This window comes from Pseudonocardia zijingensis, from assembly GCF_042657305.1.
Classification (GTDB): Bacteria; Actinomycetota; Actinomycetes; order Mycobacteriales; family Pseudonocardiaceae; genus Pseudonocardia; species Pseudonocardia zijingensis.
The window spans coordinates 171774-187336 of sequence record NZ_JBHSKO010000003.1; the positions used below are offsets into that span (position 1 = coordinate 171774).

Genomic DNA, 15563 nt, shown 5'->3' on the forward strand with positions numbered 1-15563 from the left:
GTCGGGCGGCAGGCGGCCGCGCCGCATCGGGACGGGTCACGGCTTAGGCTCGGGTCGTGAGCGAGCCGCCGTCCGAGTCCCGCGGGTTCCGCATCTCCGACGCCGACCGCGAACGGGCTGCGCAGCGGCTGCACCAGGCCCTCGCCGAAGGCCGGATCACCCTCACCGAGCTGGAGGAGCGGCTCGCGGTGGTCTACGCGGCGCGCTACGAGGCGGACCTGCGCCCGCCGTTCGCCGACCTCCCCGATCCCGACGCCGTGGTCGCGCGGCCCGCTCCCGCCGTGCCTGCCGACGCGCCACCGGTGGTGCTGCGGGCGGGCATGTCGACCATCAAGCGCAGCGGGATGTGGGACGTGCCGCCGCGGCTGCGCCTGCAGAGTGCGATGGGCTCGGTGGTGCTCGACTTCTGCGACACGGTGATCCCGCACCCGGTGGTGGACATCGAGGTCGATCTCGGCGCGGGGTCGGCCAAGCTACTGGTGCCCGACGACTCCACCGCCAACGTCGACGACGTCGTGGCGAGCATGGGCACCGTCAAGAGCAGCGTCCCGTCTGTTCCCCGGCCCGGGGTGCCCCATTTCGTGGTGCACGGCCGGGCCGGGATGGGGTCGGTCACGGTGCGGCGGCGCTACCGGATCGCCGGCCACTACTTCTGAACGGCTCGTGTGAACGTCACGTGCGTGACCCCGCTGGGCGACGAGGTGGTCTCCACCCGGTAGTCCTGCTCGACGCCCTCCAGCCCGTCCCAGAGCCGCACGCCCCGGCCGAGCAGGATCGGCACCACCGCCACGTGCATGTGGTCGATCAGCCGGGCCGCGAGGAAGTCCCGGACCACGGTGGGGCCCCCGCCGATGCGGACGTCCTTGCCCCCCGCGGCCTCGCGGGCCACCTCGAGGGCCGCCGCGGGCGGGGCGTCGAGGAAGTGGAACGTGGTGCCGCCCTCCATCTCGATCGGAGGGCGCGGGTGGTGGGTGAGCACGAAGACCGGCGTGTGGAAGGGCGGGTTGGGCCCCCACGCGCCCTTCCAGTCCGGGTCCTCGTGCCACCCGGGGTGGCCCCACTTGCCCGCGCCCATGATCTCGGCGCCGATCCCGGGGTCGTGCTGCTGGACGAAGGCGTCGTCGACGCCGCTGCTGCCGCCCGGCGTCCACCACCGCGTGGTGAACATCCATTCGTGCAGCCGGTCGCCTGCGTGCCCGAAGTGCGCGTCGCGGCTCTGCCCTTCGCCGGTGCCGAACCCGTCGAGCGAGATGGCGAAGTTGTGGATGCGGACGAGCGACATGGCGGTCTCCCTCCTGGTCAGGCCGGCCCGTAGACGAGGTGCACGACGCCGGTGGTGAAGGTGGTGGACGACAGCAGCGTGAGCGGCACCTTCGCACCGTCGTCGAACAGCTTCTGGCCCTTCCCGATCACCACCGGGTGCACGAACAGGTGGAGCTCGTCGAGCAGCCCCTGCTCGAGCAGCCACTTCACCAGCACGGCGCTGCCGGTGACGCCCAGGTGCGCGTCCTGCTTGAGCCGGGTGAGTTCGGCCTTGACGTCGCCGCTGACGACCGTGGAGTTCTCCCAGGTGGCCTCGGTGAGCGTGGTGGACACGACGTACTTGCGCGCGCCGTTCATCTGCTGGGTGAAGGGGTCGTCCGGGTCGGCAGTCGGCCAGTACTCGGCGAAGCCCTCGTAGGTCGTCCGGCCGAGCAGCATGGCGTCGCCCTCCATCAGCGCGCCGACAGCCGCCCCCATCTCGTCGTTGAAGTAGTCGAAGTGCCAGGTGTCGGGGGCCTCGATGACGCCGTCGAGCGAGATGAACAGGCCTGACTTGATGGATCCCATGCTGGTTCTCCTCCGGTGCGGGTTCGAGGTGCAGACCACGGCGACGTGCGGAATTCATCGGTGCGAGCTACTGTGGCTGCCAGAAACAGTATCTGGCGGACACTGTGTACCGCAGACGCGAAAGCGGCGCAAGAGTCGATCGGAGGCGGGCGATGCGGCGCGGCAGACGGCCCTCCCTCGCGCTCGACCGGATCGCGGCGGTCACGGTCGAGATCGCCGACGCCGAGGGGCCGGCGGCGGTCTCCATGCCGCGCGTCGCGGAGGGGCTCGGCGTCAGCAAGATGGCGCTCTACCGGTACGTCAGGGCCAAGGCGGACCTGCTCGCCGTGGCGGTGGACGCCGCGCAAGCGGACCCACCCGACCTCACGGGCGCGGGTGAGGGGTGGCGGCCGCGGCTGGAGTGGTGGGCGCGGTGCCGGCACGAGGTGTGGCGGCGCCACCCGTGGCTGCCCGCGGCGGTGCCGGGCGATCGGGTCCTCGGCCCGAACGAGCTCGGCTGGATCGACCGGGCCACGGCAGTACTGGAAACCACGGGTCTGGACGGTGGGCAGAGGCTCGACGCCGTGCTGCTGCTCGCGGCGACGACCGTGCCGCGCCCTGACGGTGAGCGGGCGTCCGGGTTCGGCGTGCAGGTCGTGCTGGACGGGCTCGCGGCTGCGATCCGCGCCGCAGATACCGTGTACGACGGAAACGGTTCGACGGCACCGGTGGAGGAGCGTGAGCGGGATCGCAGAGGAACAGGCCGTCGCGGATCCGGACGGGATCGTCGAGCTGCTCTGGGGTGAGCCGAACCGGCCCAGCCGCGGGCCGCGGCCGTCGCTGTCCATCGCCGCGATCGCCGAGGCCACGGTCCGGATCGCCGACGCCGACGGGGTGGCGGCCGTGTCGATGCAGCGGGTGGCCGAATCGCTCGGCGTCACCAAGATGGCGCTGTACCGGTACGTGTCCGGCAAAGCGCAGCTGCTCGCCGTCACGATCGAGGCCGCGGTCGGCGAGCCGCCGGAGCTGCACGGCAGCGGGTGGCGCCCGCTGCTCGAGGAGTGGGTCACCCGGCTGCGCGAGACCTGGCTGCAGCACCCGTGGCTGCCCACCGTCACCGTGGGCGACCGCGTGATGGGTCCGCGCGAGGTGGGCTGGATCGAGCGCCCCGTCGCGGTGCTCGCCGAGGTCGGTCTCACCGGCCCCCAGCAGATGGACGCGGTCCTGTTGTTGTGCGCCCACGTCCGCAACACGCTCACGGGCACCGCGTCGGGCACCCAGCCGTGGACGCCCGGCCAGGGCGCGGGCTCGCTGCGCGATCAGCTCGCGCGGCGCGACGCGGAGTACGCCGCCGTCCTCGCCGCCACCCGTGCCGGCCGGTCGCCGGACAACGGGTGGCGGTTCGGGCTCGACCTCCTCCTGGACGGGCTCGAGGCGCAGATCGCTAGAGCTTCGCCAGCTCGTCGGTGAGGTCGTCGAGGCCGAGGCTGCCCTGCGACAGGGCGGCGGCGTGCCACGCCTTGAGGTCGAACTCGCTGCCGCGGGCCGCCCGCGCCGCGTCCCGGCCCGCGAGCCACGCGCGTTCCCCGAGCTTGTAGCTGATCGCCTGGCCCGGCCAGCCGAGGTAGCGCACGATCTCGCTGTCCAGGAACGGCCCCGGGCGCCCCGAGTGCGCCCCGAAGAACTCCCTGGCGATCTCCGGCGTCCAGGTCTCGCCCGCGTGCAACGGGGAGTCGGCGGGCACCCGCAGCTGCAGGTGCATGCCGATGTCGATCACAACGCGCACCGCGCGCATCTGCTGCGCGTCGAGGTAGCCGAGCCGGGCCCCGGGGAGCGTCAGGTACCCCAGCTCGTCCATCAGGCGCTCGGCGTAGAGCGCCCACCCCTCGATGTTGCCGGACATCGCGCCCACCGAGGTCTGGTACGTCGAGAGCCGGTCGGCGAGGTGGGTCCACTGGGCCAGCTGCAGGTGGTGGCCCGGCACCCCCTCGTGGTACCAGGTGCTGATCAGCTGCCACAGCGGGAAGCGCGTCTCGCCCAGCGTCGGCAGCCACGTGCGGCCCGGGCGGGCGAAGTCCAGCGACGGCCGGGTGTAGTACGGGGCGGCGGCACTGCCGGGCGGCGCGATCATCGCCTCGACCGCGCGCACCGGCGGTGCGATGTCGAAGTGCGTGCCGTCCAGCTCGGTGATCGCCGTGTCCATCATCTGCTGCAGCCAGGCCCGCACCTCGTCGACGTCGTCCACGGCCGGGCCGTTCTCGTCGAGGTGACGCATCGCCGTGCGCACGTCGGCGCCGGGCAGCACGGTCTCCGCCTCGCGCCGCAGCTCGTCGTCGAGCCGCCGGTGCTCGGCCCACGCCCACTCGTACGCCTCCGTCAGGTCGAGGTCCGCGCCCGTGGAGAGGCGGGCACCGAGCCGGTAGCGGTCGGGCCCGACGGCGTCCGGTGTGCCCGCCGCAGCCGGCAGGTAGGTGCCGGCGAGGTGGTCGCGCAGGTCCCGGGTGGCCGCGGCCGCCGCGTCGGCCGCACGCGCCAGGTCGTGGCGCACCGCCTCCGCGACGCCGTCCGGCGCCATCGCCGCGAACGAGTGGAACCACGAGCCGCCCTCGCCCGCGAGCCACTCGTCGAGCTGGCCCACCACCGTCTGCACCTGGCGCGGTGCCGCGTGCAGCCCTCGGCGCGACCCCTCGGTGAGGGAGGCGCTGTAGCCGCGGTAGGCCTCGGGCACCCGGGCCATCCGGCGCGCCACCACCGCCCAGTCGTCCGGGGTGGTGGTCGGCATCAGCTCGAACAGCTGCCGAACCTGGGCGGGCGGGCCGAAGATGTTGCGGACGGTGCGCAGGTGCTCGCCCGCCTCGCTCACCGCCAGCTGGGCCTCGAGCCGCTCGCGCAGCAGCCGCGCGCAGCGGCGGTCGTCGTCATCGGTGACGCGGGCGGAGGCCAGGGCGGCGAGCGTGGTGCGGGCCAGCTCGTCGACGGCCTCCTGACCGGCGGGGGAGAGGTCGGGTACCCGGTCGTCGCCCGGGTGCGTGCCGAGTGACGTCGCCACGCGGGTATCGAGGTCGGCGAGCCGGCGGACGTAGTCGTCGGCGAGGGAACGAACGGTGGGGTCGGTGGTCGTCACCGGCCCATCCTGCCTGGTGGCGGTACACGCAGCCCGGTCCGCCGACACTCGATACCCTTGACCCGTGACCGCGACCCAGCCCGCACCGGCCCGGCCCGGCCTCGCTGCGCAGCTGGGCCGGTTCGTCGCCGTCGGCGCGTTCTCCGCGCTCGTCGACTTCGGCGTCTACCACGCACTCCTCGGCCTGGGCACCTGGGTGCACCTGGCCAAGGCCATCAGCTTCATCCTCGGCACCACCACCGCATACCTGCTCAACCGCCGGTTCACCTTCACCGCGAGCGCGGGTGGCAGCGGGCGCTTCGCCGGCTTCGTGCTGCTGTACGGCACCACGTTCGCCATCAACATCGGCATGAACGCGTTGATGCTCGCGGTGCTGCCGCAGATGCCGTTCCGCACGAGCCTGGCCTGGGTGATCGCGCAGGGCACGGCCACGGCCATCAACTTCGTCATGCTCCGCACGGTGGTCTTCCGCCGCTGACCCGTGAGCGGAAACGAGTGCTGGAGCACTCGTAGCCACTCACGACGTCGACCAGCCGTTATGGCCTGCGGAAGCGCTCCGCCCGGCCCTGGCGCACCAGCCGCACCCACTGCAGGAACTCACGGGGGCTGCGCTTCGTCACCAGGAAGTACCAGGCGAACCGCGGCACCTCCAACACCCCGACGCGGCGCATCCCCGGCTGGGACACCAGGTAGCCGCGGTTGCGGTAGGTGTAGTAGCGCTTCACCGGGTCGTCGGGGTCGCGGGCGTGCAGCCGGCCCCCGAGCATCGGCTTGTCGTCGTCGCCGCCCGCCGGGTGCAGGTACGCCGCGCGCAGCGACGTACCGAACGGCAGGCCCGAGCGCACGAGCCGCCGGTGCACCTCCACCTCGTCCCCGCGCACGAACAGCCGCAGGTCGGGCACGCCGACCACGCCGAGCGTGGACGCCCGGAACAGCGCCCCGTTCATGAGGGCCGCGATACCCGGGAGCAGCTCGTCGTCCGCCCCGTGCTTGACGTCGGCCGCGAGCTCGGCGCGGGACCTGTGCCAGGTGAGCCCGCGGCGCACCGGGAAGGCGAGGCGGTCGGGGTGGGACTTGTCGGCCACGGTGGGGGAGACGGCGGCGAGTCCGCGCCGCTCCGCCAGGTCGACGAGCGTGGCCAGCGTCGACTCGTCGGCGGGCAGGCCGTCGTCGTCACCCAGCCAGATCCAGTCGGCGCCCATCGCCAGTGCCTGCAGCATCCCGAGGGCGAACCCGCCGGCACCGCCGAGGTTCGTCCAGGACGGGATCCAGGTGGACGGCAGCTCACAACTGGCGACCACGTCCTGCGCCGACCGGTCGGGACCGTTGTCCACGACGATCAGGTGGGCGATGGGGCGGGTCTGCTTCGAGAGCGCGGCGAGCGACTCCGCGAGCAGTTCGGTGCGGTGGCGGGTGACCACCACCGCGACGACAGATCCTGCCGGGAGCGGAGCGGAGCTCACCGGGCGTCGATCTCGGCCAGCACGTCACGTCCCTTGTAGTGGTGGAGCACCTCGCGCAGCGGCCCGTGCTCACGGATGGTGCCCTGGTCCATCCAGATCGCGGTGTCGCACAGGTCGGCGAGGAACTCGTCGGAGTGTGAGGCGAACACCAGGATGCCGGACCGCTCGACGAGCTCGTTGAGGCGGTCCCTCGCCTTGGCGAGGAACTCGGCGTCGACCGCGCCGATCCCCTCGTCGAGCAGCAGGATCTCCGGGTCGATGCTCGTGACCACGCCGAGGGCGAGGCGCACACGCATGCCCGTGGAGTACGTCCGCAGCGGCATCGACAGGTAGTCGCCGAGCTCGGTGAACTCGGCGATGTCGTCGATCCGCGACTCCATCTGCTTGCGGGTCATGCCCAGGAACAGGCCGCGGATCAGGATGTTCTCGAAGCCGGAGATCTCCGGGTCCATCCCCACGGCAAGGTCGAAGACCGGCGCCACCTTGCCGACCACGTTCGCCCGCCCGCGGGTGGGCTCGTAGATGCCCGACATGAGCCGCAGCAGCGTGGATTTGCCTGCACCGTTGTGGCCCACGAGCGCGACCCGGTCGCCGCGGCGCAGCGACACCGTGACGTCGCGCAGCGCCTCGATGATCGGCACCTTCGACTCGGTACCGATGCGCCCGCCCGCCCTGCCCAGGACGGCCTTCTTCAGGGAACGCGTCTTCGCGTCGAAGATCGGGAAATCGACGGCGGCGCCCTCGATGTCGATGCTGACCATGCGCCCTCAGACCCAGTACGCCACGCGGGAGCGGTAGTTGCGGAGGAAGACGAGCGCGGCGACGCATCCCACGACGGTGATCGCGCCGACCACGTACCAGTGCCGCCAGACGATCGGCTGGCCCAGCAGCGGCTGACGCATGATCTCCACGAAGTGCAGCACCGGGTTGAGCTCGGCGAGGCGCGCCCGCTCGGCCACCGCCGGGTTGCGCAGCAGCGTGTCGTACTGCCAGACGATCGGTGTCATGAAGAACAGCAGCTGCGTGAGGCTCGCGATGATCGGCGGGATGTCGCGGAAGCGGGTGGCGACGATGCCGGTGAGCACCGCGATCCACGCCCCGTTGATCACCAGGAACGCGAACGCGGGCACCGCTAGCAGCAGCGTGGGGCCCAGCGGGTGCGGGAAGATCACCATCAGGACGGCCCACACCACCAGGTTGTGCAGGAAGAACAGGCTCTGCCGCCACACCAGCCGGTACACGTGCAGCGACAGCGGCGCGGGCAGGAACTTGATGAGTCCCTCGTTGGCGATGAACACCTCGCTGCCCTCGAGGATGCACCCGTTGACGAAGTTCCAGATGAGCAACCCCGTGGCCACGTAGGGCAGGAACTCGGGGAGGTTCATCTGGAACAGGGCGCCGTACAGGATGCCCATGGCGGTGGCGATGACCGCCATGCTGATGCTGACCCACAGCGGTCCGAGCACCGAGCGCCGGTAGCGCTGCTTGATGTCCTGCCAGCCCAGGTAGCCCCAGAGCGGGCGCTGCTTCCAGCCCTGCCCGAGGTCGCCGAACGCGCGCTGCCAGCTGCGTGAGCCGGGGACGTCGACCACCACGGGCCGGGACGGCGTGGCGTCCTCGGCCCGGTCGTCGCCGGTGGTCATGGTCTGAGCCACCAGGCGAGGGTACCGGCGGGTTGCGAGGGCGTCCCGGGCGGTGCGGTCGGGACCGTCGGAGGTAGGGGCCACGGGCAGGCCGCTACAGGTACTGGCCCGTGCCCCGGCCGAGCCCGCCCTCCTGGCCGGGCTGCTGCGGGACGGCACCGGGAGGCAGGCCGCGGCGCATCTGCTCCAGCTGCTGGCGGGCGGCCATCTGCTGGGCGAAGAGCGCCGTCTGGATGCCGTGGAACAGGCCCTCCAGCCAGCCCACCAGCTGCGCCTGGGCGATCCGCAGCTCCGCGTCCGACGGTGTGGAGTCGTCGGTGAACGGGAGGCTGAGCCGCTCCAGCTCCTCGCGCAGCTCCGGCGCGAGACCGTCCTCCAGCTCCTTTATCGAGTTCTCGTGGATTTCGCGCAGCCGGTTGCGGGAGGCTTCGTCCAGCGGCGCGGCACGCACCTCCTCGAGGAGCTGCTTGATCATGGTGCCGATCCGCATGACCTTGGCCGGTTGCTCGACCATGGACCCGACTCCCTGTTCCTCGGCGTCCTCGCCCTGCTGCGGGACCCGCGCCACGCCCACCGGTCGCCCGTCAGGGCCGATGACCATGACCTGCTGGTCGCCGTTCTCCCCGTTGTTCTGCTCCGTTGGCTGGCTCACGCCCACCACGGTACTGAGGTTCGGTCAGGGCAGGGGCAGCAGGATCTTCCCGATCACGCCGCCTCGTTCGAGCTGGGCGTGCGCCGCGGCGACCTCCGGGAGCGGCACCGTGTCGTGCACGACGGGCCGGACCCGGCCGTCCGCGATCATCGGCCACAGCTGCTCCCGCACGCCCGCCACCACGGCCCCCTTCCCGTTGGGCCCGTCCACGGGGCGGCCGCGCAACCCCATCGCCGTGACGCTGCCGCGCTTGGCCAGCAGCTTCCCGAGGTTGATCTCCGCCTTCGTGCCGCCCTGGAACCCGATGATCAGCAGCCGGCCGTCGGACGCGAGCGCGCTGAGGTTGGCGGCGAGGCCTTTCGCCCCCATGTTGTCGAGGATGACGTCGGCCCCGTGTCCGTCGGTGGCCTCCTTCAGCCGTGCCGGGACGTCGTCGTGGTAGTCGATCGCGATGTCGGCGCCGAGCTCGCGGCAGCGCTCCAGACGCTCGGGTGCGCCCGCCGTGGCGGCGACGCGGGCGCCGAGCGCCTTGGCCACCTGGATCGCGTGGGAGCCGATGCCGCTGGTGCCGCCGTGCACGAGGAAGGTCTCCCCGGCGGCGAGGCGCCCGGTGTGCACGACGTTCGACCAGATCGTGCACAGCACCTCCGGCAGGCCGCCCGCCGTCACGAGGTCGACGCCCTGCGGGATCGGCAGCAGCTGGGCCGCGGGCACGGCCACCTTCTCCGCGTACCCGCCGCCCGCGAGCAGCGCGCACACCTCGTCGCCGACCTGCCACCCCTCGACGCCCTCGCCGAGCGCCGCGATCCGGCCGGAGCACTCGAGGCCGATGATGTCCGACGCCCCGGGCGGCGGCGGGTAGAAGCCCTGGCGTTGCAGCAGGTCGGCGCGGTTCACCGCGCTCGCGACGACGTCGACGACGACCTCGCCCGGACCCGCGACCGGATCCGGGACCTCGGTCCACTCGAGCACCTCCGGCCCACCCGGCTCCCGCACCGTGATCGCACGCATGCCCGTGACGCTATTCGGTCGAGCGCCGATGCGCCGTTCCGGCAGGGTGTCTGCATGAACCACCCGGAGTCGTGGCCGCTGCGCCACCTCGTGCTGCGCACCCCGCGGCTGGAGCTGCGCCCCGACGACGACGCGGGCCTGCTCGAACTGGTCGACGAGGCCTACCGCGGGGTGCACCCGCCCGAGCGGATGCCCTTCCTCGTGCCGTGGACCGACACCGACCCCCGCGAGCTGGGGCGCCGGATGCTGCAGCACTTCTGGGCCGTGCGGTCCCGCCTCACCCCCGAGCGCTGGTCGATCAACTTCCTGGTGCGCCACGAGGGCCGCGTCATCGGGGAGCAGGAGCTGTCGGCGACCGACTTCCGGGTCGTGCGCGAGGTCGAGACCGGGTCCTGGCTCGGGATGCGCCACCAGGGCCGCGGGTTCGGCACGGAGATGCGCGCCGCGGTGCTCGCCTTCGCGTTCGACCACCTCGGCGCCGTGCGGGCCCGCTCGGCCGCCTTCACCGACAACCTCGCCTCGCACCGGGTCTCGGCGCGCCTGGGCTACCGGCCCGACGGCTCCACGTGGGTGGCCCGCCGCGGCGAACCCGCGGAGGACGTGCGCCTGGTGCTCGACGCCTCCGGCTTCGTGCGGCCGGAGTGGAAGCTGGAGGTCGAGGGCCTCGACGCCTGCCGCGGCCTGCTCGCGGCCGACTGATCAGCCGAGGTCCACGCCCCGGGAGAACGTGTCGCACCGCGTCGGGTCACCGGTCTCGTAGCCCGTGGTGTACCAGCGCTCGCGCTGCGCCGAGCTGCCGTGGCTGAACTGGCTCTCGTCCACCCGGCCGCCACCCAGTTGGCTCTGGATGTAGTCATCGCCGATCCGGGCCGCGGTGTCGAGCGCGGCCGCCACGTCCTCGCGCGTGACGTCGACGATGAGGGGTTCGCCGGACGCGGTCGGCACCGACTCGGCGTGGTTGGCCCACACGCCCGCGTAGCAGTCGGCCTGCAGCTCGAGGCGCACCGAACCCGACGTCGGCCCCGTCTCACCGGGGCGCACACGCTCGCTGGTGCCGAGCAGCGCCTGGATGTGGTGCCCGTACTCGTGCGCGATGACGTACGCGCGGGCGAACGGCCCGCCCTCCGCCCCGAAGCGGGTCTCGAGCTCCCGGAAGAAGCCGAGGTCGATGTAGACCTCGTTGTCGGCCGGGCAGTAGAACGGCCCCACGGCCGACGTCGCGCTGCCGCAGGCCGTGTTCACACCACCGCTGAAGAAGTTGGTGCGCGGCGCCTGGTAGGTGATCCCGGACCGCGCGAACGCGTCGCTCCAGTAGCCGTCGAGCGAGTTGACGACCGCCACGACCTCGCAGTCCAGCTCGGTGTTGGCCTGCCCGCCGGTGCGGCAGTTCGAGGCGGCCTGCGAGGTGTCGGTCGTCTGCCCCGGCTCCATCCCGCTCAAGCCGGACAGGTCGACGCCCGCCCCGCCCCCGAGCTGGCTGAGCAGGAAGTACAGGATCAGGCCGACGACGCCGAGCCCGCCGCCGCCGACAGCCACCCGGCCCCCGAGCCCGCCACCTCCACCGCCGCTGCCGCGCAGGTCGTCGATCTGAGACGTGTCCAGCCGGGCGTTCTCGTCGAACCGCATGGTGACCTCCCGGGCAGATCCCACCACATGCGCCGGCACCGCTCGTCCGCGCTCGCCTGAGAGGGTGACCGCCAGGCCGCACCGCGCGTTCCGGCCACCACACGACACGGGCGGACCTGTGGCTACCCTGATCCGCGGAAGCGTGGCAGAGCGGCCGAATGCACTCGCCTTGAAAGCGAGAGACGGGCAACCGTCCGGGGGTTCGAATCCCTCCGCTTCCGCCTTTCGGCCCGGAACGCCGGGTGAGCTGATCCTCAGCCGGGCGTTCTCGTACCGGTTGCAGACGGTCGCCGCTGTGTGGCACGCGTCGTGCAGGCGACGGTCGGGGACGCCGCCACGCTCGAGTAGCTGCCTCTGGTGCGTGCGGTCCGTCCGGGATGGATCAGGCCACCGTGACAGTCGGTCGTCGGTCCCCGGCCGGTAGCCGGCCTGCATGCTGGCGCAGGGCCTTGCGCCAGACGTGTGCCAACGGAGACCTCGCTCTCACGAGGGCTCGGTGGCCGCCGGGTCCGCCGCACGGGTCTCCTCCACCTGCCGGATGAGTCGTTTGAGTTGGGAGATCTCGTCCTGCAGCGCTCTCTTGCCGGCTGCGGTCAGGTGGACCCACGTACGGCCGCGCTTGCCCTCGTAGCCTTTCTCGATCTCCACCAGCCCGGCCTTCTCCAACACGGTCAGGTGCTGAGAGAGGTTGCCGGTGGTCAGATCCAACGCGGTCCGCAGAAAGCCGAACTCCACTCGCCGGGCCTCGTGGGCGACGGCGAGGATGCCCAGCCGGACACGCTGGTGAACCACGTCGTCGAGTCCATTCGTCGGATGCGTCATACCCCGCGCCGTTCCGTCAGGGCGAAGCCCATGCCGCCGAGGAGCAGCACGCCGCCGGCGACGACCAGGGCCGGCAGGAAGCCCCACGTCGGGGGGAGGTTCGTGCCGACGCTCAGACCCAGGCTTCGCGTACCCATCCGGCACGCCAGGAGCGCGACCACCAGATAGCCGGTAGCGAACGCCAGTAGAGGCCAGTTGCGTTCCACGCGGGCCAGCACGAACAACGCCAGGCCGATGGAGATCAGCGGGACCAGGCCGACAGCGACCGGACCGCTCGGGAAGTAGTCCTCCAGGTCGAGTTGCTGGGCCCATGCCGAGGCGATGCCGAAGACCAGCCCTGCGGCGACCCCCGAGCCTACGTACGGCAGGACCCGCGCACCGACCCCGCGCTTGCGGGCCCGGTGCGCGTAAAAGGCTGCGATCGCCGCGTACGACAGGACGAAGGCGAGGATCCAGTAGACCCCGGCGGGCCAGCCGACCACCTGGACGCAGGTCCCCTTCTCGACGATCTGCACGCCGCCGCGGGCGCCCAAGGCTGGGTCGCACGTGACGACGTGTCGTCCCAAGCGGTAGAAGGGCGCCGACGCGACGGCCACCAGGCCGAGCAGTACGAGCGGGAACCAGGTACCGCGCTGCGCGTGGCGCACGTGTCGGGTGAGTTGTCGGGTGGTCGAGAGCGCCTGTCGGGCGATATCGGCAGAAGCAGCCGACCCGTCTGTCATGGCAGCAGGTTTGCACTGCAAGCAGATTTTTGCAACACCGGCGGAGGATGGGGTGAGCCTGCCGTCCGTGGGGCCGAATCCCTCCGCTTCCGCCAGCAGCAGCCGGGGCGGCTCCCGGTCACGGGCCCAGGCTGAACAGTCCGCGGGGTGCCCGGTGGTGCGTCCCGTGGAACGGCCGGTTCACGGCCTCCTTGCAGTACCACCAGGCCTCCGACTCCGTCTCGGCCCAGCCGTGCGAGGTCTTCCCCTCGTCCAGCACGACGGTCCAGCGGTACCGGCCGCTCCGCTCGTGGAAGTTCACCGACGCACGCTCCTGCGCGCGAGCGATTTCCAGCCGTGCCTCCGCCTCGTCGCTCGCCTCACCCATCGCGCAACCGCCTCCCGGGATCTCCGTCCACCAGAACGCCATCGGTTCAAACTAACCTAACGGGCTCATTTGCGGTATCGACCACAACGGGACCAACAGGTGTGACCAGCGCATCCGGCCCGACATAACGTCGGCCCGTGGGGAGCGCAGAGCGTCTGGTCAGCACGGGTGAGGCAGCCCGTGCGTTGGGCGTGTCCGCGAGCTCGCTGGCGAGGTGGGCCAAGGAGGGGCGGGTCACCCCCGCACTGGTGACCCCGGGCGGCGACAAGCGCCCGGGTCAGTACAGGTGGCTGGTCAGCGACCTGCGCGAGCAGCTTCTACGAGCCCGGCCCGAGTAGCCGGACGCACGATCGGCTTCCGGTCAGCCATCCCGGCTGAACAACCCGAGATACGCCTCGGGCCCGATCAGTGCCTCCCCGGGAAAGCGCCTCGAAGCGTCCGCGAGCCGAATAGTATGTCGCGCCGTGGACGAGGGTCGACTGATCAGCACGGGCGAGGTCGCCCGCGCCGTCGGCCTGTCCCGGCAGACCATCCAGCGGCACCAGCGGGTTGCTGACCCCGGTGTTCGTCACCACCGGCGGGCACGCGCGCTGGAGGCTCGACGACGTGATCGAGCAGCTGCGGCAGCTCCGCCCGAACGTGGACTGACCGGGCACGGTCCCGGCGGCGGGGACCGATGCAGCTCGTGACAGAGCACCGCACACGTCCAGTCGGGGCCGCACACGTTGCCTGCGCTGTGTGCCGTCCCTACTCGGTGTGTGCGGCGCCCCGGACTCAGCGGTCGCCCGCGCCCAGCTCCACGGGTGGCTCCGTGGCCGACTCCCTGCCCGTCAGGCCGCGAGCTGCTCCTGGAGGGCCGCCGCGTCGTGGACGGCCGACATGTGGAGGAACTTCCCGTCGCGCACGCGGTAGATGGCGTACTCGACGATCTCGATCGACCTGCCGGTGGGGGCGACCCCGAGCCACTCCTTGGCCGGCGTGCCCGTGTTGATCAGGCGGACGGCGAGGCTGTCGCCGTTGACGGCGATCTCCTGCGTCTCCCAGTGGAAGTCGGGGACCGCGTCGACGATGCTCTCCAGCTGTGCGACAACGGCGGCGCGGGAGCTCGGCTCGCTGTGCAGGACGATGGACTCGTGGACGAACTCGTCCATGCGGGCGAACTCGTGCGCGTTGAGCGCCTCGATGTAGCGCTCGTAGAAGTCGCGCAGGTCGGTGGCGGACATTGAGGCTCCCGGTGTCTCGTTGTGGTATGCCAGCGGGTCAACCGGGCCTCGCGTCCTTATATTCCGATCGGTACAGAAGTCTCTGCGCGCCTTGTGGCTGGTGTGGCGGCCGCAGGGCGGCTGTGGCCGCGACCCACTGACGGGTGATCAGGGGATTCGTGACATGAGCCGCACCCGTGCAGCTCATGTCACGATCCTGCCGATCTTCGGTACGACGACCGTGTCTTCTCTCGACGCCGCCGCGACGTCCTGCCTTGCCCGGGAGCTCGCTGGGATCGGACCGCCTCGACCACGGGGGCGACGTCGGCGGTCAGGACTTCGAGGCGCGCTCTGTCGACGAGGTGCCGCTCGATGTCGTGTCCGTGGTGTTCGGCACGGGCGAAGGCGCTTCGGCCGGCTCCGAGCAGGTCTCGCGCGAGGGGGCAGACGAAGTGGTCCACTGCATCGCGTCCTCCACGGGCACTCCGGGTCCGCGGCTAACGCTCCGCCCCACGTGTTGTGTGTGGCAGGACCGCCGCGACTGAGGTTGGTCGAAGCGGCGTCTTCAAGGGAGAACTCTGACTCCAGGATGAATCAACCTCTCGCGCCGGGGGATGCCTTGAGTCGGATGTGAAGCACCATTCGTCGGAAGAGGGGGCGTATTATGGCTACCTTCACCGCGCCGAAGGTCAGTTCGGGGCGTTCAGCTGTGATGTTGTCGGACGCCGACAACATCAGTGTTCGGTTGAGTGCACTTGTTCTTACATTTGTAATGGTTGCTGGCTGTGTCGGGGTGGTCGCTCCGGCAACTGCACCAGCGGAATGTCGCGAGGTGAATGACAGGGTGGACGGATGTCAGTGACGTTCACTGGATGAGCTTCTGGATGCTTACGGGGATGTGAAGGATGCTGCTGGTTTGGCTGCCCTGCTGGGTGCTAGGTGGTGACCTGTAGGCTCTGCTAGCGCCGTCTTCTTTGCCTGGGCCTGGAACAATCAAGTCCATGTGAGGAATGCTGCCCGGCCTGGGCAGGGCGTTGAGTTCATCGACGCTAACGGTGTGATCATGAGGGCTCGTCCTCAGTGATCACCGGAGTTTGGGCAGGTAGTGCCGGGTCGCTGGCC

The 15563-nt window shown here is 71.2% G+C and carries 19 protein-coding genes and 1 tRNA gene; 7 read left to right on the forward strand and 13 right to left on the reverse strand.

All coding sequences use genetic code 11. The features are described 5' to 3' along the window. Positions 1–56: 56 nt before the first annotated feature. Positions 57–656: a DUF1707 SHOCT-like domain-containing protein gene (locus ACFPL3_RS07980; protein ID WP_343943307.1), complete on the forward strand. Its 600-nt coding sequence runs from the start codon at positions 57–59 to the stop codon at positions 654–656. Here ACFPL3_RS07980 and ACFPL3_RS07985 read toward each other — a convergent pair. Both ACFPL3_RS07985 and ACFPL3_RS07990 read right to left on the reverse strand, forming a co-directional pair. After that, positions 647–1282 carry a dihydrofolate reductase family protein gene (locus tag ACFPL3_RS07985; protein ID WP_343943306.1) on the reverse strand — a complete coding sequence of 212 codons (636 nt, stop codon included), beginning with the start codon at positions 1280–1282 and terminating at the stop codon, positions 647–649. The genes ACFPL3_RS07980 and ACFPL3_RS07985 overlap by 10 nt on opposite strands. A 17-nt stretch (positions 1283–1299) precedes the next feature. Beyond that, a complete protein-coding gene (locus ACFPL3_RS07990) occupies positions 1300–1830 on the reverse strand; it encodes a dihydrofolate reductase family protein (protein ID WP_343943305.1) in 531 nt (176 codons plus the stop codon). Between the two features lie 152 nt (positions 1831–1982). Between ACFPL3_RS07990 and ACFPL3_RS07995 the strand changes: the two genes are divergently transcribed. Both ACFPL3_RS07995 and ACFPL3_RS08000 read left to right on the forward strand, forming a co-directional pair. Continuing rightward, positions 1983–2615, forward strand: a complete 633-nt coding sequence (locus ACFPL3_RS07995) for a TetR/AcrR family transcriptional regulator (protein ID WP_343943304.1) — start codon at positions 1983–1985, stop codon at positions 2613–2615. Beyond that, positions 2548–3279 (forward strand): TetR/AcrR family transcriptional regulator, encoded by a 732-nt coding sequence (locus ACFPL3_RS08000; RefSeq protein ID WP_343943303.1) that lies wholly within the window; start codon positions 2548–2550, stop codon positions 3277–3279. Before ACFPL3_RS07995 ends, ACFPL3_RS08000 begins: the two co-directional genes overlap by 68 nt. Here the strand turns inward: ACFPL3_RS08000 and ACFPL3_RS08005 are convergent. Next, positions 3254–4933, reverse strand: a complete 1680-nt coding sequence (locus ACFPL3_RS08005; RefSeq protein ID WP_343943302.1) for a DUF885 domain-containing protein — start codon at positions 4931–4933, stop codon at positions 3254–3256. The genes ACFPL3_RS08000 and ACFPL3_RS08005 overlap by 26 nt on opposite strands. 64 nt (positions 4934–4997) lie before the next feature. Between ACFPL3_RS08005 and ACFPL3_RS08010 the strand changes: the two genes are divergently transcribed. Beyond that, positions 4998–5411, forward strand: a complete 414-nt coding sequence (locus ACFPL3_RS08010; RefSeq protein ID WP_343943301.1) for a GtrA family protein — start codon at positions 4998–5000, stop codon at positions 5409–5411. A gap of 58 nt (positions 5412–5469) precedes the next feature. On the opposite strand, the gene glfT1 is transcribed toward ACFPL3_RS08010, so the two are convergent. The 5 genes from glfT1 to ACFPL3_RS08035 form a co-directional block, all read right to left on the reverse strand. Continuing rightward, a complete protein-coding gene (glfT1, locus tag ACFPL3_RS08015; protein ID WP_343943300.1) occupies positions 5470–6396 on the reverse strand; it encodes a galactofuranosyltransferase GlfT1 in 927 nt (308 codons plus the stop codon). Continuing rightward, complete coding sequence (wzt, locus tag ACFPL3_RS08020; RefSeq protein ID WP_343943299.1) at positions 6393–7157, reverse strand: galactan export ABC transporter ATP-binding subunit Wzt/RfbE; 765 nt, start codon at positions 7155–7157, stop codon at positions 6393–6395. The genes glfT1 and wzt overlap by 4 nt, the downstream gene beginning before the upstream one ends. 6 nt (positions 7158–7163) lie before the next feature. Beyond that, the gene (gene wzm / locus ACFPL3_RS08025; RefSeq protein WP_343943298.1) at positions 7164–8051 is read right to left on the reverse strand and encodes a galactan export ABC transporter permease subunit Wzm/RfbD; all 888 of its coding nucleotides are present in this window, start codon (positions 8049–8051) and stop codon (positions 7164–7166) included. Positions 8052–8133: 82 nt separating this feature from the next. Continuing rightward, positions 8134–8640, reverse strand: a complete 507-nt coding sequence (locus tag ACFPL3_RS08030) for a bacterial proteasome activator family protein (RefSeq protein WP_343943317.1) — start codon at positions 8638–8640, stop codon at positions 8134–8136. Between the two features lie 75 nt (positions 8641–8715). Continuing rightward, positions 8716–9702, reverse strand: a complete 987-nt coding sequence (locus tag ACFPL3_RS08035) for an NAD(P)H-quinone oxidoreductase (RefSeq protein ID WP_343943297.1) — start codon at positions 9700–9702, stop codon at positions 8716–8718. A 54-nt stretch (positions 9703–9756) separates the two neighbouring features. Between ACFPL3_RS08035 and ACFPL3_RS08040 the strand changes: the two genes are divergently transcribed. Beyond that, positions 9757–10401 (forward strand): GNAT family N-acetyltransferase, encoded by a 645-nt coding sequence (locus tag ACFPL3_RS08040; RefSeq protein ID WP_343943296.1) that lies wholly within the window; start codon positions 9757–9759, stop codon positions 10399–10401. Here the strand turns inward: ACFPL3_RS08040 and ypfJ are convergent, their stop codons facing one another. Beyond that, the gene (gene ypfJ / locus ACFPL3_RS08045) at positions 10402–11328 is read right to left on the reverse strand and encodes a KPN_02809 family neutral zinc metallopeptidase (RefSeq protein WP_343943295.1); all 927 of its coding nucleotides are present in this window, start codon (positions 11326–11328) and stop codon (positions 10402–10404) included. A gap of 136 nt (positions 11329–11464) precedes the next feature. Here ypfJ and ACFPL3_RS08050 point away from each other — a divergent pair. Further along, positions 11465–11549 (forward strand) — tRNA-Ser (locus tag ACFPL3_RS08050). A gap of 262 nt (positions 11550–11811) precedes the next feature. Here ACFPL3_RS08050 and ACFPL3_RS08055 read toward each other — a convergent pair. From ACFPL3_RS08055 to ACFPL3_RS08065, 3 genes are all read right to left on the reverse strand, one after another. Next, a complete protein-coding gene (locus tag ACFPL3_RS08055) occupies positions 11812–12150 on the reverse strand; it encodes a transcriptional regulator (RefSeq protein ID WP_343943294.1) in 339 nt (112 codons plus the stop codon). Next, positions 12147–12872: a hypothetical protein gene (locus ACFPL3_RS08060; protein ID WP_343943293.1), complete on the reverse strand. Its 726-nt coding sequence runs from the start codon at positions 12870–12872 to the stop codon at positions 12147–12149. The genes ACFPL3_RS08055 and ACFPL3_RS08060 overlap by 4 nt, the downstream gene beginning before the upstream one ends. Before the next feature lie 118 nt (positions 12873–12990). Then, positions 12991–13239: a hypothetical protein gene (locus ACFPL3_RS08065; RefSeq protein WP_343943292.1), complete on the reverse strand. Its 249-nt coding sequence runs from the start codon at positions 13237–13239 to the stop codon at positions 12991–12993. Between the two features lie 137 nt (positions 13240–13376). Between ACFPL3_RS08065 and ACFPL3_RS08070 the strand changes: the two genes are divergently transcribed. After that, positions 13377–13577, forward strand: a complete 201-nt coding sequence (locus ACFPL3_RS08070; protein WP_094922778.1) for a helix-turn-helix domain-containing protein — start codon at positions 13377–13379, stop codon at positions 13575–13577. Between the two features lie 492 nt (positions 13578–14069). Here the strand turns inward: ACFPL3_RS08070 and ACFPL3_RS08075 are convergent, their stop codons facing one another. Then, positions 14070–14462 carry an ester cyclase gene (locus ACFPL3_RS08075; RefSeq protein WP_343943291.1) on the reverse strand — a complete coding sequence of 131 codons (393 nt, stop codon included), beginning with the start codon at positions 14460–14462 and terminating at the stop codon, positions 14070–14072. Positions 14463–15563 lie beyond the last annotated feature (1101 nt).

Excerpts from the sequence above, each read along its gene's own strand:
- ACFPL3_RS07985 (WP_343943306.1), bottom strand. The coding sequence starts at position 1,282 with ATGTCGCTCGTCCGCATCCACAACTTCGCCATCTCGCTCGACGGGTTC.
- ACFPL3_RS07990 (WP_343943305.1), bottom strand. The coding sequence starts at position 1,830 with ATGGGATCCATCAAGTCAGGCCTGTTCATCTCGCTCGACGGCGTCATC.
- ACFPL3_RS07995 (WP_343943304.1), top strand. The coding sequence starts at position 1,983 with ATGCGGCGCGGCAGACGGCCCTCCCTCGCGCTCGACCGGATCGCGGCG.
- wzt (WP_343943299.1), bottom strand. The coding sequence starts at position 7,157 with ATGGTCAGCATCGACATCGAGGGCGCCGCCGTCGATTTCCCGATCTTC.
- ACFPL3_RS08030 (WP_343943317.1), bottom strand. The coding sequence starts at position 8,640 with ATGGTCATCGGCCCTGACGGGCGACCGGTGGGCGTGGCGCGGGTCCCG.
- ACFPL3_RS08035 (WP_343943297.1), bottom strand. The coding sequence starts at position 9,702 with ATGCGTGCGATCACGGTGCGGGAGCCGGGTGGGCCGGAGGTGCTCGAG.
- ACFPL3_RS08040 (WP_343943296.1), top strand. The coding sequence starts at position 9,757 with ATGAACCACCCGGAGTCGTGGCCGCTGCGCCACCTCGTGCTGCGCACC.
- ypfJ (WP_343943295.1), bottom strand. The coding sequence starts at position 11,328 with ATGCGGTTCGACGAGAACGCCCGGCTGGACACGTCTCAGATCGACGAC.
- ACFPL3_RS08055 (WP_343943294.1), bottom strand. The coding sequence starts at position 12,150 with ATGACGCATCCGACGAATGGACTCGACGACGTGGTTCACCAGCGTGTC.
- ACFPL3_RS08060 (WP_343943293.1), bottom strand. The coding sequence starts at position 12,872 with ATGACAGACGGGTCGGCTGCTTCTGCCGATATCGCCCGACAGGCGCTC.
- ACFPL3_RS08065 (WP_343943292.1), bottom strand. The coding sequence starts at position 13,239 with ATGGGTGAGGCGAGCGACGAGGCGGAGGCACGGCTGGAAATCGCTCGC.
- ACFPL3_RS08075 (WP_343943291.1), bottom strand. The coding sequence starts at position 14,462 with ATGTCCGCCACCGACCTGCGCGACTTCTACGAGCGCTACATCGAGGCG.